Origin of the sequence: Methylotenera versatilis 7, assembly GCF_000799165.1 — a bacterium.
GTDB classification, from domain to species: domain Bacteria; phylum Pseudomonadota; class Gammaproteobacteria; order Burkholderiales; family Methylophilaceae; genus Methylotenera_A; species Methylotenera_A versatilis_A.
Genome location: NZ_JUGF01000002.1, coordinates 514,981 through 532,025, shown reverse-complemented (window position 1 = coordinate 532,025; position 17,045 = coordinate 514,981). Strand labels below are relative to the sequence as shown.

Genomic DNA, 17,045 nt, shown 5'->3' with positions numbered 1-17,045 from the left:
TTTTAATGGCTTAAATATTAGAGATGATTAAAAATAGGAGTTAGGGAAGTAATTATTAAGTGCGGCATGGCATAAGTCGAAACTAAATTTTTAATCTGTTGAAGCCAGCTTTAGATATTGGGTAACATTGATTTTTTTAGTTAAAGTTGACCTTTTGTGCCTTGTTGGAGTCTGCCCAAGTAACACGCTTAGCCATAGATGGGCTGATGACGATTTTTTCATTGGATTCAATCACTAAGTAATTTTCTACCCCCATCTCTTTTGCTGCTTGACTGCGCGTATTTGGTTTTGCGATAAAGATCGGTTTTGCTGCTACATCTGACAGCACACCAGCATTCACTTGTGGCGGAACCAATACGGTAACGGCTTGCACGTCTTCTGTGGGATAGCCAGTTGCGGGGTCGATAATATGATTGTAGCGTTTACCTTTCAGTTCAAAATAGCGCTGGTAATCGCCTAAGGTGGCAATGGCCCAGCCACTTTCTAAATCAAGCGCGGCAATGGCATTTGGTTTGCGAGGGTGTTGAATGCTGACGCGCCATGGGTTATTGCCCCGTTTACCAAGCGCTATCATATTGCCGCCGATATTAATCAGGGCGTTTTTAACGCCGTGTTCACGCAAAAATACTAATGTTGCATCTAGCGCATAACCTTTTATATAGTCATCCAAGTCTAATCGAACACTTGGGTTGGTGCTGGAAGCTTTGCCGTTTTTGACAACAATATCCACCATTTGTGGGTTGCTTTTAACTAAGTTTTTTATTTTATCGTCATCAATTTTGATGGGCTTAATTTCATCTTTGTGAAATCCCCAAACGTTCATTAATCCGCCAATTGCTGGGTTAAAAGCGCCCTTTGATTGAATAGAAAGCGACGTAGCATCAGAAATAATCGCGGCGACATCTGGTTTGATGGACACTGGCAAATTGCCGTTTTTAAAGGCGTGATTAAGCGCGCTAATTTCGCTTGGGCGCCAAGCATGTAAACGATTATGTAAATCTTGAAAGTTGCGAATGATTTCACTGGCTAAAGCTGCCGCATCCTCTTCTGGTTCACCATAAATCGTGATGTCGACCAAGGTGCCAAATACATAACTTTGCGTATGATGAATGGGTTCTGGTTTGCTACAGCTTGATAGCAAAAAGCTAAAAATCAGAATGAGGAGTAAGCGCATAGTCGCTACTATAGCGCGACTTGATTCGGGCGAGCAAATGCTAAAGTTTAATCAGAAATGCCTTCAAGTGTATCCATGAAAACCTGTGCGGGATTGCAATTTGTTTGCGTCGCAATTTCTACCATGCCGGTGGGGCTAGTGACATTAATCTCCGTTAAGTAATCACCAATCACATCAAGGCCGACTAAAAATAAACCAGCATTTTTAAGCGTTTTACCCACAGTGGTGGCAATTTCCAAGTCGCGTTTAGTCAATGCTTGCGCAACGCCAGTGCCGCCCGCTGCCAGGTTCCCACGTGTCTCGCCAGCTTTTGGAATGCGTGCCAAGGCAAATGGTAGTGGCTCGCCATTAATCACGATAATGCGTTTATCGCCTTGCAAAATCGCGGGCAAATAACGCTGAACCATCACGGTTTGTGTGCCGAATTGGGTTGAAATTTCTAAAACAACGCCGATGTTAGGGTCAGATTCGGTTAGTCTGAATATGCCGGTGCCGCCCATGCCGTCCAGCGGTTTAATAATAATATCTTGATGCTGACTTAAGAATGCGCGAATCAAATCGTTATTTGCGGTAACCAAAAATTCAGGGGTAAATTGCGGGAATTTTGCGGTGGATAATTTTTCGTTCCAGCTGCGTACCGTGCTTGGATTATTGATGACGCGTGCACCTTGGTTTACAGCTAATTCTAATAAATAAGTGCTGTATAAATATTCATTATCAAACGGCGGATCTTTGCGCATTAAAATCGCATCAAATTCCTTAGGTAGTACCGTATGGTTAACGCCTAATTTAAACCAAGTTTCACTTGTTGTTGCATTTCCAGTATCTGCGAAGTTAAATACTTTGGCTTGAATATGTACAACTTCATTCTGTAGAAACACATCGTGCTGTTCGCAAACAAATAATGTATGCCCGCGAGCTGCGGCCTCGCGCATAATGGCAATGCTGGTGTCTTTATAGCTTTTTAGGCTAGTTAATGGATCAAGAATGAAAAGCAGTTTCATATCGTTAATTATGTTTGTTGTTAATTGAGCGGGTCAGTTTCTTGCAACTCAATTGCTGCTGCCAACAAGGCCAGGCGAGCAACCACACCATAGGCATAAAAACGATTTGGTACCGTATCCGGTGCGCCCGCACAGTCTGGCAAGGTACAGGGTTTTTCAAACGCTAGCGGCACAAAATGTGAGCCAGGCGCATTTAAGTTTTCATTGGCGCCGCGCTCAGTATGTACACGGTAAAAACCACCAATCACAAAGTGATCCATCATGTACACCACAGGCTCTGCTACCGCATCGTTAATATTTTCAAATGTGTACACGCCTTCTTGAATAATCACTTCACTGACTTGTTGACCTTCTTTTATCACAGACATTTTATTGCGCGCTTTGCGATTTAAGTCACGCACATCGTCTGGTGATTTAACTGTCATAATACCCATGCCATAAGTGCCAGCATCGGCTTTCACAATCACAAATGGCTCTTGTGTAACGCCATATTCGGCATATTTTGTTCTAATTTTTGCGAGCAACTCTTCTACTTTGGCAGCTAAGCATTCCTCACCAGTGCGTGCATGAAAATCAATTTCACCGCAGGTTTCAAAATAAGGATTCAACAACCACTCATCAATATCTAAAAGTTTTGAAAATTCAGCAACAACGCGGTTATATGCTTCAAAATGAGTAGATTTTCGTCTAACGTGCCAACCTGCATGTAATGGCGGAATTAAATCTTGTTCAAGATTTTTAAGGATATCTGGTATGCCGCCCGATAAATCATTGTTTAGTAAAATCGCACAGCTATCAAAATCGCCCAATTCCGGGTTGATTAATTTAATACGGTTTGCAACACGCACTACTGGTTCAAGTAATAGTTTTTGACCATCATGCGCTTCAAGTATTGTTGGCTCTGTTATGTCAGGCGAAATGCTGCCGATGCGCACATCTAAACCAGCGGCTTTCATAATATTCACAAGCTCAACCACATTACGTAGATAGTAAGTGTTGCGTGTATGATTTTCTGGAATGATCATCAAGCGATGCGCTTCTGGGCAGATTTTTTCTACCGCAACCTGCGCAGCCTGCACGCTTAAACTTAAAAATTCTGGATTCAGATTATTAAATCCACCCGGGAACAGATTTGTATCTACTGGAGCTAACTTGAAGCCAGAATTGCGTAAATCCACCGAAGCGTAAAAGGGTGAAGCATATTCTAACCATTGTGAGCGGAACCAATGCTCGATTTTCGGCATGTCTTGAAGCATGCGCGTTTCTAAGCTAAGCAGTGGGCCGCTGAGTGCAGTTGTTAAATGTGGAACCATGAAAAATCCCTAACGATATGATTGGCTTGTAAATGCTAGATAACCGATTGCGTTTGCGTTGCTTGTGTACTGTGTTGCGCTTGCAAATCGGCGTGATAGCTACTTCTTACCATGGGGCCGCTAGCTGCATTATTAAAGCCCATGTCATCGGCTTTTTGTTTTAAATCGTCAAAAATAGCCGGTTCCACATAACGCATTACCGGTAAATGGTGTACGCTTGGTTGTAAATATTGGCCCAATGTGAGCATGCTAACCTGATGCGCGCGCAAGTCTTGCATCACTTGTAGAATCTCGTCATCCGTTTCACCCAAGCCAAGCATCAGGCCTGATTTGGTCGGAATATGCGGGTACATTTCAGAAAATGTTTTAAGCAAACTAAGTGAGTTTTGATAATCTGAACCGGGCCGTGCCTGCTTGTATAAACGTGGCACCGTTTCCAGATTATGGTTCATTACATCAGGCGGCGCTTTACGTAAGATTTCTAGCGCGACATCAAGTCGTCCGCGAAAATCCGGCACTAGAATTTCAATTTTGATATCGGGTGATGCTTCACGAACAGCATGGATGCAATCGACAAAATGTTGTGCCCCACCATCTTTTAGATCATCGCGATCAACGGAAGTGATGACTACATATTTCAAGCGCATTTGTGCGATAGTGCGAGCTAAATTGGCTGGTTCATTCACATCCGGCGGCAGCGGTTTGCCATGCGCGACATCGCAGAAAGGGCAGCGACGTGTGCAAATGTCACCTAAAATCATAAACGTAGCTGTACCGCCGCTGAAGCATTCACCGATGTTAGGGCAACTGGCCTCTTCACATACCGTGTGTAAATTGTTTTCACGCAAAATCTGTTTAATCTCTTGAAAGCGCGTGCTATCTGGCACTTTCATGCGTATCCAGTCAGGTTTACGCAACATGGGCATAGGGATGATTTTGATGGGAATACGTGCCGTTTTCTCCGCATCAATCTGCTTAACACCTGCAATTTTTTTCGGCGCAGCACTATTCATCACTGGGTTGTTAATGATCGTTTCAGACATGAGTTAATTTTTCTTTAAGTAATTGCAATAAAGCGGTACCTAATTGTTGTGATGTTTGGTTAACGCCTAAATCCTTCGTTTGTGTCATTTGCAAGCCAGCATAGCCACAAGGATCAATCGCGGAAAATGGCAATAAATCCATATCCACATTTAAACTTAAGCCATGATAACAGCAATTATTTTTTAATCTTAGTCCTAGTGAAGCGATTTTTTTTTGCTGGTTATCAACAGTCACATACACGCCAGGTGCATCGTTTTTGGTTGCGCTTTCAATTTGATGTGCACCCAGCAATTCAATGATGCTGGTTTCGATTAACTGCACCAATTGGCGCACATTCAAATGGTGGCGACTTAAGTCTAATAGGCAGTAAATAATCACCTGCCCAACGCCATGATAAGTGATTTTGCCGCCACGATCGACATACACAACCGGTATGTCATTTTCAGGCAAGCGTACGTTTTTGCGGTTTAAGCCCAGCGTGTAAACGCTGTCATGCTCGGTTAACCATAGTTCATCTGCTGTTTCGGCGGTGCGATTGGCGGTAAAGGCTTGCATCGCAGCCAGTGTCGTTTGGTAGTCGGTGCGGCCTAGATCGTGGATAACGATATCAGAGAATGCCAAAGCAGGATTTGATAATTGCATCGTTCCAATAAGGTTATTACAGCACAACTTTCACCATCGGGTGGCTGGTTAAGGCGCGATAAATATCATCCAACTGCGGTTTTGAAGTGACATGAACAGTACAGGTAAGGCTGATGTATTTGCCACCAGAGCTACCACGCATTTCAATGTTGGCTACATCAAAATCGGGAATTAATTGCCGTATTGCTTTAACCACTTCATCGGTAAAATCCGCATGGGTTTCACCCATCACCTTAATAGGAAAATCACAGGGAAATTCGATTAAGGTTTCAGGGCTATTCACTACAACATTTGGGTTTGGTAAATCTTCTGCCATTTTTTCGGTTAACTATTTAGTTATTGCAACATTAAACGAATACTGTCGGCAACTCTGCCAAAGAATCCTGCTTGTTCAACTGATCTAGCCGCCAGTAATTTTTGTTCATTGATGATTTTTCCATCCAGGGTAAAAGTGATTTTACCAATCACTTGTCCTGCTTTAATTGGTGCAATCAATGGTTGTTGGCTAGTCATGTTGGCTTTTACTTTTGCATAATCGCCTTTTGGTAAAGTGAGATAAAAGTCTTTGGCAACTGTAGCCGCAACTGTTTTATCTTGGCCTTTAAAGACGCGCAAGCTATTAATTGCTTGGGCTTGTTTATAAACCAAAGTAGATTCGTAAAATTGAAAACCATAATTAAGCAATTTTTGGCTCTCGCTGGCACGCATAGATTCACTTACAGCACCTAGTAATATAGAAACTAAACGCGTATCACCTCGTTTTGATGATGAAACTAAACAATAGCCAGCACTTTCAGTATGTCCAGTTTTCATGCCGTCGACGTTGGGATCCAGCCACAGTAGGCGGTTGCGATTTGGTTGTTTAATCTTGTTGTAGGTATATTCTTTAACAGAGTAAAGGCGGCGATATTCCAGCGGAAAATCCCGAATCAAGGCGGAGGCTAAAATCGCTAAATCATTCGCTGTGGTGTAATGGTTGCTGTCCGGTAATCCTGTTGCATTTGTATAATGCGTATTTTTCATGCCCAGTTTTGCCGCTTGTTTATTCATCATGTCGGCAAATTGCTCCTCCGCACCGGCAACACCTTCAGCCAACGCAATCGATGAGTCATTACCCGATTGAATAATCGTGCCATGTAAAAGCTCATCTACTGTCACCGGTTTATTCGGTTCAATAAACATTTTAGAACCTTCCACTTTCCAGGCTTTTTCTGAGACTGGCAATGTTTGATCTAATTTTAAATGTCCTTGCTGAATAGCGCTAAACACAACATATGCTGTCATGATTTTGGTCAACGATGCTGGCTCAACCCGTGCATCTTTTTCGTGCGATGCAATGATCGTACCGCTATTAAAATCTTGCAGTAAGTACGCTTTTACAGCCAAGGTCGGAGGGGGCGCAATTTGTGCGGCAAGCCCGGCTGTGCTTGAAAAAAATAAAATGCTGAAAAGTGATAAATATAATGAAATACGCATGGTTTGGATTAATTAGTTTCTGAGTTAAATGTTTTCTAAGTGTTAAGTAGATTTATATTGATAGGCTTATTAATAGAATCTACTGATTGACAATAATAGCGGACAAATTAAGCTGCTTACGAACTTTAGCAGCGACCGAATCAGCATCAGATTTGTTATCGTAAGGGCCTAGTTTCAGGCGATAAAGACCGTTATTATACACGCTGTTAATACCTGTATTTGGTGCAATTTCCAATGACTGAATTCTTTTGGTGAGTAACTCAGCATTTGCTTCATTCTTAAATGCACCAGCCTGCACAAAGTATTGAATTATCACAGGGGTTGTATTGGTGACTGATGTGCTGCTAACAGATGCACTTGTTGCGATATCGGTTGTTTGAGTGCTAGCTGGTTTTGGCTGCTCTGGGTTTAACTGAACAGGAGATGCAGTTATAGGTGTCGCTTGCGTGTAACTTGCCGCATTTTTCGGGTCTATCGCTTCAACTTCTACCAATGTGCTGCCTGCAGATGCAAAACGTAATTGATAAGCTGCAGCATAAGACAAATCAATAATGCGATTGCCTTTAAATGGGCCTCTGTCATTCACACGCACAATCACAAAGCGGCCATTGGCAGGATTTGTCACTTTGGCGTAACTTGGCAATGGTAAAGTGGTGTGTGCAGCGGACATGCTATACATGTCATATACCTCTCCACTCGATGTTTTTTGGCCGTGGTAGCGCTTACCATACCATGATGCTACGCCTTGCTCTTTGTAGGGCTGCCAGCTTGTCATGGGCTTGTAAGTTGTGCCTAATGCTTTATAAGGTTTATTGGCGCGCGCAAGGTATGGTTCATTTTTAGGTATTGCATTTGGAATGCTATCAATATCTTTGGGTGGATTGTCACCAGGACCATCATCCAGATAGTAGCCGCCACCACTTGGTTGTGGTGTGGTTTGTGAGCTTGTCGTTGGTTTGTTTGCAGGGGATGGTGCCGAAGGTTTAACTGTTTTTGACCCGCCACATGCAACCAAAAAAGCCGTACATAGCAGAATTAACAGTGCGTTTTTTTTCATTAATAGCTGTCCTTAAATATCTATTCTTTAATTATTTAGCCAGAGGCAACCAATTTTTTATGCGTACGTATACTCATTAAAATACCAAAGCAGGCAAATAGCGACACCATTGATGTACCGCCATAGCTTATCAAAGGTAACGGCACACCAACCACAGGCAATATGCCACTAACCATACCGATGTTGACAAATGCGTAGGTAAAAAATGTGAACGTAATGCTACCTGCTAGTAGTCGGCTAAAAGTACTTTGCGCCTGACCAGCGATGACTATGCCGCGTACGATGATTAAACTGAATAGAATTAACAGCAATAAGTTCCCGATTAAGCCAAACTCTTCGCCAAATACTGCAAAAATAAAATCAGTTGTGCGCTCTGGCAGAAAATCCAGTTGTGATTGTGTGCCATTAAGCCAGCCTTTACCTGTTACGCCGCCTGAGCCGAGTGCAATGGTTGCTTGTATGGTGTGATAGCCTGCGCCTAACGGATCTTGCGTGGGGTCAATTAAAATTTCGATTCTGCGGCGTTGATAATCGTGCAGCATTGACCAAAAAACGGGCGCCATCGCACCAATACTAACGGCACCACCAAGCAGGAATTTCCAGCTTAACCCTGCCAAAAACAATACATAAAAACCAGAGGCGGTAATCATCAGTGAAGTGCCTAAATCGGGCTGCTTCATAATTAATATAACAGGTGTCGCCAATAACGCGGCGGCAATAATAAAATCTCTAATACGCGGACTGGCTTCGCGTCTTGCAAAAAACCAGGCCAGCATCATTGGTGCGGCAATCCGCATGATTTCAGAAGGCTGAATTGTAGTAAAGCCTAAGTTTAACCAGCGCCGTGCACCGTGACTAATATCGCCAAATAAAGCAACGCCAATTAATAATAAAACGCCTAGAATATAAGCGGGCACTGCAACGCGCTCTAGTAATTGTGGCTGAATGTTGGCAGCAAACCACATGGCAACCAGTGCCACGCCAATGTTAATAAGCTGCGCGCTCACACGATTAAAGCTCTGGCCGGATGCGCTATACAGCACAAATAAACCAACTAGCAATGTGAATAACAGGCAACTGATTAAGAACGAATCGATATGCTTAAAAATGCCTTGTATTAGTTTGCTAAACATACAAACCTTTAATGCTAATCTCAGTCATGATGCTCTTCTTCCTCTGGAATTTGCAGTGGATTTGCAGTGAGCGAATTAGTGCTATTTGCACTAGTGATAGGCTGGGCATCTTTAGGCGCTTCAACAGCGGGTAATTTGCCCAATAAATAATAGTCCATTACTTTTCGCGCTATTGGCCCAGCGGTAGAGCCGCCATGCCTGCCGTTTTCAACGATCACCGCCACGGCAATGGTTGGATTTTCTGCTGGGGCATAGGCGATAAACAAGGCATGGTCGAGATGCCGTTCATTCATTAATTTTTCGTTATATCTTTCATTTTGTTTAATGCCAATGACTTGTGCAGTACCCGTTTTTGCGGCAATGCTGTAACCCGCATTTGCACCAACAGCCACAGCCGTGCCGCCAGGTAGTGTGACGTCAACCATGCCTTGTCTGACAATTTCTAAATTCTCGTCTTTTAACACAATCTTATCGTTAATCGCATGAACAACTTCTGCGCGGACTTTCGTTTTAGTATTGGTGATCGCTGAAACTAAATGCGGGCGCATGGCCACGCCTTTGTTGGCTAAAATAGCAGTCGCCTGTGCCAGTTGCATGGGCGTTGCCAGCGTATAACCTTGACCAATTCCCACGATAACCGTTTCACCTTTGTACCAAGGCTGTTTAAAACGCCGTTGTTTCCATTCTGGTGTAGGTAGTAAACCATCGACTTCGCCAGCAATATCGATACCGCTTTTCCGACCAAAACCAAAATGTCTGACAAAGTCGGTCAGTTTTTCAATCCCCAGCTCCATCGCCAAGCCATAAAAAAAGGTATCACAGGAAATGGTTATGGCACGTTGCATATCCACAACGCCATGGCCGCTCGGCTTCCAGTCACGATAGCGGTGTGTGCTATTTGGCAGCGTAAAATAACCATTGTCATTAATACTAAATGGCGGTTGGCGTTTGTCTGCTTCAAGGCCTGCCAAAGCAACAAAAGGTTTGAAAGTTGAACCTGGCGGATAAATGCCGCGTAAAGGCCGATTAATCAGCGGTTTATCCAATGATTCGTTGAGTAATTTCCAGTTTTCAACATCAATGCCGTCCACAAACAAATTGGGGTCAAATGTAGGCATGCTCACAAACGCCAACACTTCACCGGTATTGGGCTGGATGGCAACTAATGCACCGCGATGTTCACCAAAAGCCGTTTCTGCAATCTCCTGCAATTTAATATCGGCTGCCAATACTAAATCGTTCCCAGAAACGGGTGCGGTGCTGGAAAGTACGCGCACAGCCTTGCCGTCCGCATCGATTTCTACTTGCTGGAAACCAGTGGTGCCATGTAGCTCTGCTTCATAAGATTGCTCTATACCGCTTTTGCCGATGTGATCGGAGCCTTTGTAATTAGACAGAACTCCACGTTCAGCTAATTTCAGCTGATCCTTATCATTAATGCGACCGATATAACCGATCATGTGTGCGCCCATTTTGCCCTGAGGGTAATGGCGGAATAGACGTGATTTAATTTCAACGCCGGGGAAGCGGTAGCGATTGGCCGCGAATCTGGCGGCTTCTCCCTCATTCAAGTGTGTGCGTAATGGCACACTTTCAAAAACATGGCTTTGCGCTTTAAGTTTTTTAAAACGTTTCAGGTCTACGCTGCTCACTTCCACTAACTGCGCCAATTCTGCAATAGTTGCGTCTAGATCCTTTATTTTTGAAGGCGTGATTTCTAGCGTATAGACAAAGAAATTATGGGCTAAAACAACACCATTCCTGTCAGTGATTAAGCCGCGATTGGGCGCAATGGGTACGACTGAAATACGATTGTTTTCTGCCAGTGTTTGGTAATGATCGTAGCGATTAATCTGTAAAAAATAAAATCGCGCAGCCAGAATGCTAAAAGCAATCAGCGCGAATAATCCCAGAACTGTTAAGCGTAACCTAAAATTATGCAGCTCATTGTGATGGTTTTTAAGTTCGTTACTGTAAGCCATATGTAGCGCAAAAAAACATCAAGATTTAGGGCGCGTTAATGCGCCAAATAGCAATATCATCAACTGCCACAACAATAAGCCTGAGATAACCGGCCAAAAATAGTGCAAGCCAGGATTGTCGTTACCTTCAAACAGTTTCAGCAACAGCATGACTAGGCGCTCGATAACCAGTAATGCAAACACATAACCAGCAAGTTGCAATGGGTTAAATAGTACCAATCTGCGCTGGAAACTTAAGCCCATAAAAGCCACCAAAGTAAAGCTTAACGCATGCTGGCCCAGTAAACTGCCCGTTGCCAAATCAACTAATATGCCTACAAACCAAGCCGTGCCAATATTGCATAAATGAGGAGCGCGCAACACCCAATACAGCGTGACGATTAACATGAAATCAGGGCGAAAAATAATGCCTTGTCCAACCCACGGAAAAAGTTGGCACACTAATGCAATTAATAAGGTAAGGTAAACAACAACAATATTAGTCGGGCGCATTGGGCTTAACCTTATTGTTGGGTTTAATATTGTCAGTAGGTGCAATTATCCTATTCGGCTGGATAGGGTTGTTGCGTTTAGTTGGTGTCGGCACAGCTGCGCCCGCTTTCACTTTTGCTGCATCTGGTGTTTTGGCGCTAGTTGGCGTACTTGCAATCGGCAATGCTTCTTTAGTCATCGGTAGCTCTAAAACCAGTAACTGTAAGTGGTTACTGACTTCGGCTACTGGCGTACTAATGATTTTGGCAAAAGGTGAGTCTGGATCTTGCAATATCTGCGTGACTTTTGCCACCGCTAAACCTGCAGGATAAATACCATCGATACCCGAAGTCACCAGTGTGTCGCCTACTTTAATATCTACATTGGTGGGCAAATAAGGAATATCCAGCTTGTTGTTGCCTTCGCCGAATGCAATGGCGCGCAATTGATTGCGTTCAATCTGAATTGGGATAGACAGCGCTTTATCGGTAATCAGTGTGACTTCGCTACTAAATGGAAACACGCGTGTTACCTGACCAAGCACGCCTTTGGAGTCAACCACTGCCTGACCAGCTTTAATTGTGTGCTGGCTACCTCGATTAATGACCACGACCCGACTAAACGGATCACGTCCTGTGTGTGAAATCTCACCCAAAACAGCTTTAGGTTGAATAGGGATGTCGCCATTCAGAAGGCTACGCAAATGTGCATTCTCAGCTTCAACGGTATTTAATCGCTGTAATCTGACTTGATGCTCAAATGCCTGTTGCTTGAGTGCGTAGTTTTCTTGCACCATCTGGTTGTGTGCGGAAAAGTAATTGCTCACATCGCGTATCCAGTTGCTTGGCGCATTGGCGGCCATTTCCAGAGGATGCAGTGCTGCAATGAACCCCTGACGTACCTGTGAAAGATAATTTAAGCGCGCGTCAATTGCCATCAGGCTAATAGACAGCGCGCAAAAAAATACCGTGCGTGAAAATGCACTGGCACCGCGGACGAAAAAAGCTGGGGTTTGTTGGGGATCTAACTTTTGATGAACGCCTTTAAGCATACCAGCACGAGTAGTTGATTAATGACGATAAATTACTCATTCGCAAATACGTTGCCTAATTTATCCATTTCTTCCAATGCTCGGCCACAGCCACGTGCAACGCAAGTCAGTGGATCTTCTGCCACAATCACAGGTAAGCCCGTTTCTTCTACCAGCAAGCGATCCAGATCACGCAACAATGCGCCGCCACCAGTAAGTACCATACCTTTTTCGGCAATATCGGCACCTAGTTCAGGTGGTGTTTGCTCTAATGCGCCTTTTACTGCGCCAACAATTGAATTAAGCGGCTCGGTTAATGCTTCTAAAATCTCATTGCTGGAAATCGTAAATTTGCGCGGTAAGCCTTCAGCCAGATTACGACCAGTCACTTCCATTTCCAGTACTTCAGAACCTGGGAAAGCAGAGCCGATTCTTTTCTTAATCGCTTCAGCGGTTGGTTCGGAAATTTGCATGCCATAATTGCGGCGAATGTAGTCAATAATCGCTTGATCAAATTTATCGCCGCCAACGCGTTCCGATTTAGCGTACACAATGCCGCCTAAAGAAATCACGCCAACTTCCGTTGTGCCACCACCAATATCCACCACCATTGAGCCTGTCGCTTCGGCTACTGGCATGTCAGCACCAATCGCAGCTGCCATTGGCTCTTCAATTAAAAATACTTGCTTAGCGCCTGCACGTTCGGCAGATTCTTTAATGGCGCGGCGTTCTACTTGAGTAGAGCCGACTGGAACGCAAATAATAATACGTGGGCTGGGTGAAAGCCAGCGTGATTCATGTGCTTTGCGGATGAAATATTTGAGCATTTGCTCAGTAATGGTGAAGTCGGCAATCACACCATCTTTCATCGGGCGAATCGCCTGAATGTTCGCTGGTGCACGACCAAGCATGCCTTTGGCGTCTGAACCGACTGCCAGCAATACTTTTTTGCCGTTTGGACCACCTTCAGTACGAATCGCCACAACAGACGGCTCATTTAGTACGATGCCTCTGCCGCGTGCGTAGATTAAAGTGTTTGCAGTACCTAAATCGATGGCTAAATCATTTGAAAAATAGCTGTTTATAAAACCTAACATATTGTTTGTCCTGTGTTTTTGGATCGTGGCGTACCAGTCGCCTATGCAACTTAAAGCATGCTTTGAAATCAAGGTATAATAACGTAAATTACAGCTAAAATTAAGCTGTAATTGAAGTTTATTATGGCAGTTTGTGACAAACAAACGTCAAAACTTTATAAATGATATTTAAAATAATTCCCTAAATTTTCAAATTGAACAGTTGTCATGGCTCTTAACATCACCGATATTAAACGGATTGCGCATTTGGCACGCTTAGAAATTAGCGAACAAGAAGCCAATCAAACACTCACAAAACTCACAGGTATTTTAGGCTTAATTGAGCAGATGCAGGCGGTTGATACCACAGGCATCACGCCGATGTCGCATTCGCAAGATGTGGTGCAGCGCTTAAGAGAAGATATCGTGACTAAAACCAATCAGCGTGAGGAGTTTCAAGCCAATGCACCTGTTCTGGGTAATGGCTCAACTGAAAAGGCGACTGATAACGGCTTGTATCTCGTACCAAAAGTGATCGAATAGACTAAATAAAATGATAAATAGTAGTTTAAAAAAACTAAGCCAAATGTTGGCTAGCAAAGAAATCTCCAGCGTGGAATTAACACAGATGTTTTTAAATCGTATCGCGCAATACAATCCCGTTATTAATGCTTATATTGCGTTGGATTCGGATAAAACGTTGGCTCAGGCAAGCGCAGCTGATGTGCGCATTGCAAACGGCACCGCTGAGCCATTAACCGGTATTCCATTCGCCCAGAAAGATATTTTTTGTGCCAAAGGCTGGCAAACCACCTGTGGTTCTAAAATGTTGGCGGATTTTATTGCACCTTACGATGCGCATGTGATTACACAATTTGACACCGCGGGTGCGGTTAACTTGGGTAAAACCAATATGGATGAATTCGCCATGGGTTCTTCTAATGAAACCAGTTATTTTGGCGGCGTAAAAAATCCCTGGGATTTTGACCGTGTGCCGGGTGGCAGTTCAGGCGGTTCTGCTGCTGCTGTAGCTGCACGTTTATGTGCGGCAGCAACTGGCACCGATACTGGCGGCTCAATCCGTCAGCCCGCAAGCTTGTGTGGTTTTACTGGCTTAAAACCCACTTACGGTTTGGTTTCACGTTACGGCATGATTGCGTTTGCCTCTAGTTTGGACCAAGCTGGCCCGATGGCAAAAAGTGCAGAAGATTGCGCTTTAATGATGAATGTGATGACAGGCTTTGATGAGCGCGATTCCACCAGTTTGAATCGCCCTAAAGAGGACTACACGCGTGGCTTAAATAATATGCAAGGTGAGCAGCCGCTTAAAGGTTTGCGTATCGGTTTACCTAAAGAGTATTTTGCCGATGGCTTGGACGCCAATGTGGCTAAAGTCGTGCAGGAGGCGATTGCTGAATATCGCAAACTAGGCGCAGAAACAGTGAATATTTCGCTGCCAAACAGCCAATTATCCATTCCGGTTTATTATGTACTTGCGCCAGCCGAAGCCAGCTCTAACTTATCGCGTTACGATGGTGTGCGCTATGGTCACCGTGCGGCGGAATATGACGATTTAATGGATATGTACATGAAAAGCCGCGCAGAAGGCTTTGGTGCGGAAGTAAAACGCCGTATTTTAATTGGTACTTATGTATTAAGTGCCGGTTATTACGATGCCTATTATTTAAAAGCTCAACAAATTCGCCGCTTAATTGCCGATGACTTTACACAAGCTTTTAAACAGTGTGACGTGATTATGGGCCCCACCGCACCTTCAACCGCATTTAAAGCGGGCGAGAAGGCCGACGATCCTGTGGCTATGTATTTGCAAGACGTTTACACCATTGCCACAAATTTGGCAGGTTTGCCGGGCATGAGTATTCCAGCGGGTTTCAGTCCAAGTGCTGATGGAAAATCTTTACCTGTAGGCTTGCAATTAATGGGTAATTATTTTGATGAAGCGCGCATGTTAGACGTGGCGCATGCTTATCAACAAGTGACTGATTGGCACACCAGAACACCAGACTTAACGGCTTTTGAGGGCAACAAATAATGGAATGGGAAGTCGTTATTGGGTTGGAAACCCACACCCAACTGAAAACCAATACTAAGATTTTTAGTGGTGCATCGATTAAATATGGTGCAGAACCAAACACGCAAGCGGATGAAGTCAGTATTGCTTTGCCGGGAGTATTGCCGGTTTTAAATAAACAAGCGGTGGAATGTGCCATTAAGTTTGGCCTAGCCATCAATGCTGAAATCGCGCCAAGGTCTGTATTTAGTCGCAAAAATTACTTTTACCCGGATTTGCCCAAAGGTTACCAGATTAGTCAGTTTGAGCTACCTGTGGTTGGCAAAGGTGCGGTGACGATACAAGTGCCAGCTAATGGCAAAAATGCCGCTTATGAAAAAGTGATCAACATCACGCGCGCGCATCTGGAGGAAGATGCAGGCAAGTCGTTGCATGGTGCAGTCGAAGGCATGAGTGGCATTGACTTAAACCGTGCAGGAACGCCATTGCTGGAAATTGTGACCGAACCGGATATGCGCAGCGCAGCGGAAGCGGTGGCTTATGCCAAGAAACTGCACGAACTGGTGCAGTGGATTGATATTTGTGACGGTAACATGCAAGAAGGTAGCTTTCGTTGTGATGTAAACGTATCGGTGCGCCCAAAAGGACAAGAGAAATTCGGCACGCGGCGCGAGATTAAGAATCTCAACTCATTCAAGTTTATGACGCAAGCGATTGAGTACGAAACGCGCTGGCAAATTGAAACGCTGGAAGATGGCGGCACGATTCAACAAGCGACGGTATTATTTAACCCGGATACGGGCGAAACAAGAGCCATGCGCTCTAAAGAAGAAGCGAACGATTACCGCTATTTTCCAGACCCTGATTTGTTGCCGTTAGAAGTAACTGCTGCTGATAAAGCGCGTGTGCAAGCGACAATGCCAGAGTTGCCACAAGCAATGAAAACCAGATTTGAAGCGGATTATGGCTTAAGTGCTTACGATGCTGCAGCACTGACGGCAAGCCGTGATATTGCAGATTTCTTTACTGCAACGGTAAATGCCGGCGCAGAAGCCAAGCCAGTTGCAAACTGGGTGATGGGTGCCGTATCAGCAAAGCTGAATGCAGAAGATAGAACTATTCATGATTCACCAATCGCACCAGCACAGCTTGCGCAGTTATTAAAGCGCGTTGCAGACAATACCATTTCAAATAATGCTGCAAAACAAGTATTTGAAATCATGTGGATAAGCGACAAGAGTTCAGCAGAAAGTGACGTGGATGCCATTATTGCAGCCAAAGGATTGAAGCAGGAATCTGACAGCGGAGCGATTGAAGCAATTATTGATGAAGTGCTGGTAGCTAATCAAGCCATGGTTGAAGAATTTAAAGCGGGTAAGGAAAAAGCATTTAACGCACTCATTGGTCAAGCCATGAAAGCCAGTAAAGGCAAGGCAAATCCAGCGCAAGTGAATGAAATTTTAAAGAAAAAGCTGACGGCTAATTAAATTGTACTGCTGAACCAAGTTGTGAAATATTAGGTTGTGAAATATTAAGTCGTAATATCGGGTTAAGTTGTCGTGTTTTAGTTTGTGATACTTAACCTGATTTTTACAGCAATTTTTGCTATTG

General features: G+C 44.1%; 16 protein-coding genes. 3 read left to right on the top strand and 13 right to left on the bottom strand.

Annotated elements, in window-relative coordinates; all coding sequences use genetic code 11:
- Nucleotides 1–136: 136 nt before the first annotated feature.
- The 13 genes from K370_RS06570 to K370_RS06510 all read right to left on the bottom strand — a co-directional run bounded on the left by K370_RS06570 (nt 137) and on the right by K370_RS06510 (nt 13,423).
- Entirely contained in the window at nt 137–1,174 is a 1,038-nt protein-coding gene (locus tag K370_RS06570; protein WP_047540030.1) for an FAD:protein FMN transferase, read from the bottom strand.
- A 47-nt stretch (nt 1,175–1,221) separates the two neighbouring features.
- Nucleotides 1,222–2,178 (bottom strand): glutathione synthase, encoded by a 957-nt coding sequence (gene gshB / locus K370_RS06565; protein WP_047540028.1) that lies wholly within the window; start codon nt 2,176–2,178, stop codon nt 1,222–1,224.
- A 20-nt stretch (nt 2,179–2,198) separates the two neighbouring features.
- Entirely contained in the window at nt 2,199–3,491 is a 1,293-nt protein-coding gene (gshA, locus tag K370_RS06560) for a glutamate--cysteine ligase (protein WP_047540026.1), read from the bottom strand.
- 35 nt (nt 3,492–3,526) lie between these two features.
- Nucleotides 3,527–4,534, bottom strand: a complete 1,008-nt coding sequence (gene lipA, locus K370_RS06555; RefSeq protein WP_047540024.1) for a lipoyl synthase — start codon at nt 4,532–4,534, stop codon at nt 3,527–3,529.
- Nucleotides 4,527–5,177 carry a lipoyl(octanoyl) transferase LipB gene (lipB, locus tag K370_RS06550; protein WP_052185191.1) on the bottom strand — a complete coding sequence of 217 codons (651 nt, stop codon included), beginning with the start codon at nt 5,175–5,177 and terminating at the stop codon, nt 4,527–4,529. The genes lipA and lipB overlap by 8 nt, the downstream gene beginning before the upstream one ends.
- A gap of 16 nt (nt 5,178–5,193) precedes the next feature.
- On the bottom strand, nt 5,194–5,493 hold the full coding sequence (locus tag K370_RS06545; protein ID WP_047540022.1) for a YbeD family protein: 300 nt from the start codon (nt 5,491–5,493) through the stop codon (nt 5,194–5,196).
- A 20-nt stretch (nt 5,494–5,513) separates the two neighbouring features.
- Nucleotides 5,514–6,653, bottom strand: a complete 1,140-nt coding sequence (locus tag K370_RS06540) for a D-alanyl-D-alanine carboxypeptidase family protein (protein ID WP_047540020.1) — start codon at nt 6,651–6,653, stop codon at nt 5,514–5,516.
- A 79-nt stretch (nt 6,654–6,732) separates the two neighbouring features.
- Nucleotides 6,733–7,710, bottom strand: coding sequence for a septal ring lytic transglycosylase RlpA family protein (locus K370_RS06535; RefSeq protein WP_047540018.1), 978 nt, complete (start codon nt 7,708–7,710; stop codon nt 6,733–6,735).
- A gap of 35 nt (nt 7,711–7,745) precedes the next feature.
- A complete protein-coding gene (gene rodA / locus K370_RS06530; RefSeq protein ID WP_047540016.1) occupies nt 7,746–8,843 on the bottom strand; it encodes a rod shape-determining protein RodA in 1,098 nt (365 codons plus the stop codon).
- A gap of 20 nt (nt 8,844–8,863) precedes the next feature.
- Nucleotides 8,864–10,825, bottom strand: a complete 1,962-nt coding sequence (mrdA, locus tag K370_RS06525; protein ID WP_047540014.1) for a penicillin-binding protein 2 — start codon at nt 10,823–10,825, stop codon at nt 8,864–8,866.
- A gap of 18 nt (nt 10,826–10,843) precedes the next feature.
- Nucleotides 10,844–11,317, bottom strand: a complete 474-nt coding sequence (mreD, locus tag K370_RS06520; protein ID WP_047540013.1) for a rod shape-determining protein MreD — start codon at nt 11,315–11,317, stop codon at nt 10,844–10,846.
- Complete coding sequence (gene mreC, locus K370_RS06515) at nt 11,304–12,347, bottom strand: rod shape-determining protein MreC (protein ID WP_047540011.1); 1,044 nt, start codon at nt 12,345–12,347, stop codon at nt 11,304–11,306. Before mreC ends, mreD begins: the two co-directional genes overlap by 14 nt.
- A gap of 32 nt (nt 12,348–12,379) precedes the next feature.
- Complete coding sequence (locus K370_RS06510) at nt 12,380–13,423, bottom strand: rod shape-determining protein (protein ID WP_047541730.1); 1,044 nt, start codon at nt 13,421–13,423, stop codon at nt 12,380–12,382.
- Nucleotides 13,424–13,630: 207 nt separating this feature from the next.
- Between K370_RS06510 and gatC the strand changes: the two genes are divergently transcribed.
- From gatC to gatB, 3 genes are read left to right on the top strand one after another with little or no spacing between them, the layout of a single operon-like run.
- Nucleotides 13,631–13,945: an Asp-tRNA(Asn)/Glu-tRNA(Gln) amidotransferase subunit GatC gene (gene gatC, locus K370_RS06505; RefSeq protein ID WP_047540008.1), complete on the top strand. Its 315-nt coding sequence runs from the start codon at nt 13,631–13,633 to the stop codon at nt 13,943–13,945.
- 10 nt (nt 13,946–13,955) lie between these two features.
- Nucleotides 13,956–15,455, top strand: a complete 1,500-nt coding sequence (gene gatA / locus K370_RS06500; RefSeq protein WP_047540006.1) for an Asp-tRNA(Asn)/Glu-tRNA(Gln) amidotransferase subunit GatA — start codon at nt 13,956–13,958, stop codon at nt 15,453–15,455.
- On the top strand, nt 15,455–16,921 hold the full coding sequence (gatB, locus tag K370_RS06495) for an Asp-tRNA(Asn)/Glu-tRNA(Gln) amidotransferase subunit GatB (protein ID WP_047540005.1): 1,467 nt from the start codon (nt 15,455–15,457) through the stop codon (nt 16,919–16,921). The genes gatA and gatB overlap by 1 nt, the downstream gene beginning before the upstream one ends.
- Nucleotides 16,922–17,045: the final 124 nt, after the last annotated feature.

Excerpts from the sequence above, each read along its gene's own strand:
- K370_RS06535 (WP_047540018.1), bottom strand. The coding sequence starts at position 7,710 with ATGAAAAAAAACGCACTGTTAATTCTGCTATGTACGGCTTTTTTGGTT.
- lipB (WP_052185191.1), bottom strand. The coding sequence starts at position 5,177 with ATGCAATTATCAAATCCTGCTTTGGCATTCTCTGATATCGTTATCCAC.
- K370_RS06540 (WP_047540020.1), bottom strand. The coding sequence starts at position 6,653 with ATGCGTATTTCATTATATTTATCACTTTTCAGCATTTTATTTTTTTCA.
- gatC (WP_047540008.1), top strand. The coding sequence starts at position 13,631 with ATGGCTCTTAACATCACCGATATTAAACGGATTGCGCATTTGGCACGC.
- lipA (WP_047540024.1), bottom strand. The coding sequence starts at position 4,534 with ATGTCTGAAACGATCATTAACAACCCAGTGATGAATAGTGCTGCGCCG.
- gshB (WP_047540028.1), bottom strand. The coding sequence starts at position 2,178 with ATGAAACTGCTTTTCATTCTTGATCCATTAACTAGCCTAAAAAGCTAT.
- mreD (WP_047540013.1), bottom strand. The coding sequence starts at position 11,317 with ATGCGCCCGACTAATATTGTTGTTGTTTACCTTACCTTATTAATTGCA.
- K370_RS06570 (WP_047540030.1), bottom strand. The coding sequence starts at position 1,174 with ATGCGCTTACTCCTCATTCTGATTTTTAGCTTTTTGCTATCAAGCTGT.
- rodA (WP_047540016.1), bottom strand. The coding sequence starts at position 8,843 with ATGTTTAGCAAACTAATACAAGGCATTTTTAAGCATATCGATTCGTTC.
- K370_RS06545 (WP_047540022.1), bottom strand. The coding sequence starts at position 5,493 with ATGGCAGAAGATTTACCAAACCCAAATGTTGTAGTGAATAGCCCTGAA.
- mreC (WP_047540011.1), bottom strand. The coding sequence starts at position 12,347 with ATGCTTAAAGGCGTTCATCAAAAGTTAGATCCCCAACAAACCCCAGCT.
- gatA (WP_047540006.1), top strand. The coding sequence starts at position 13,956 with ATGATAAATAGTAGTTTAAAAAAACTAAGCCAAATGTTGGCTAGCAAA.
- K370_RS06510 (WP_047541730.1), bottom strand. The coding sequence starts at position 13,423 with ATGTTAGGTTTTATAAACAGCTATTTTTCAAATGATTTAGCCATCGAT.
- mrdA (WP_047540014.1), bottom strand. The coding sequence starts at position 10,825 with ATGGCTTACAGTAACGAACTTAAAAACCATCACAATGAGCTGCATAAT.
- gatB (WP_047540005.1), top strand. The coding sequence starts at position 15,455 with ATGGAATGGGAAGTCGTTATTGGGTTGGAAACCCACACCCAACTGAAA.
- gshA (WP_047540026.1), bottom strand. The coding sequence starts at position 3,491 with ATGGTTCCACATTTAACAACTGCACTCAGCGGCCCACTGCTTAGCTTA.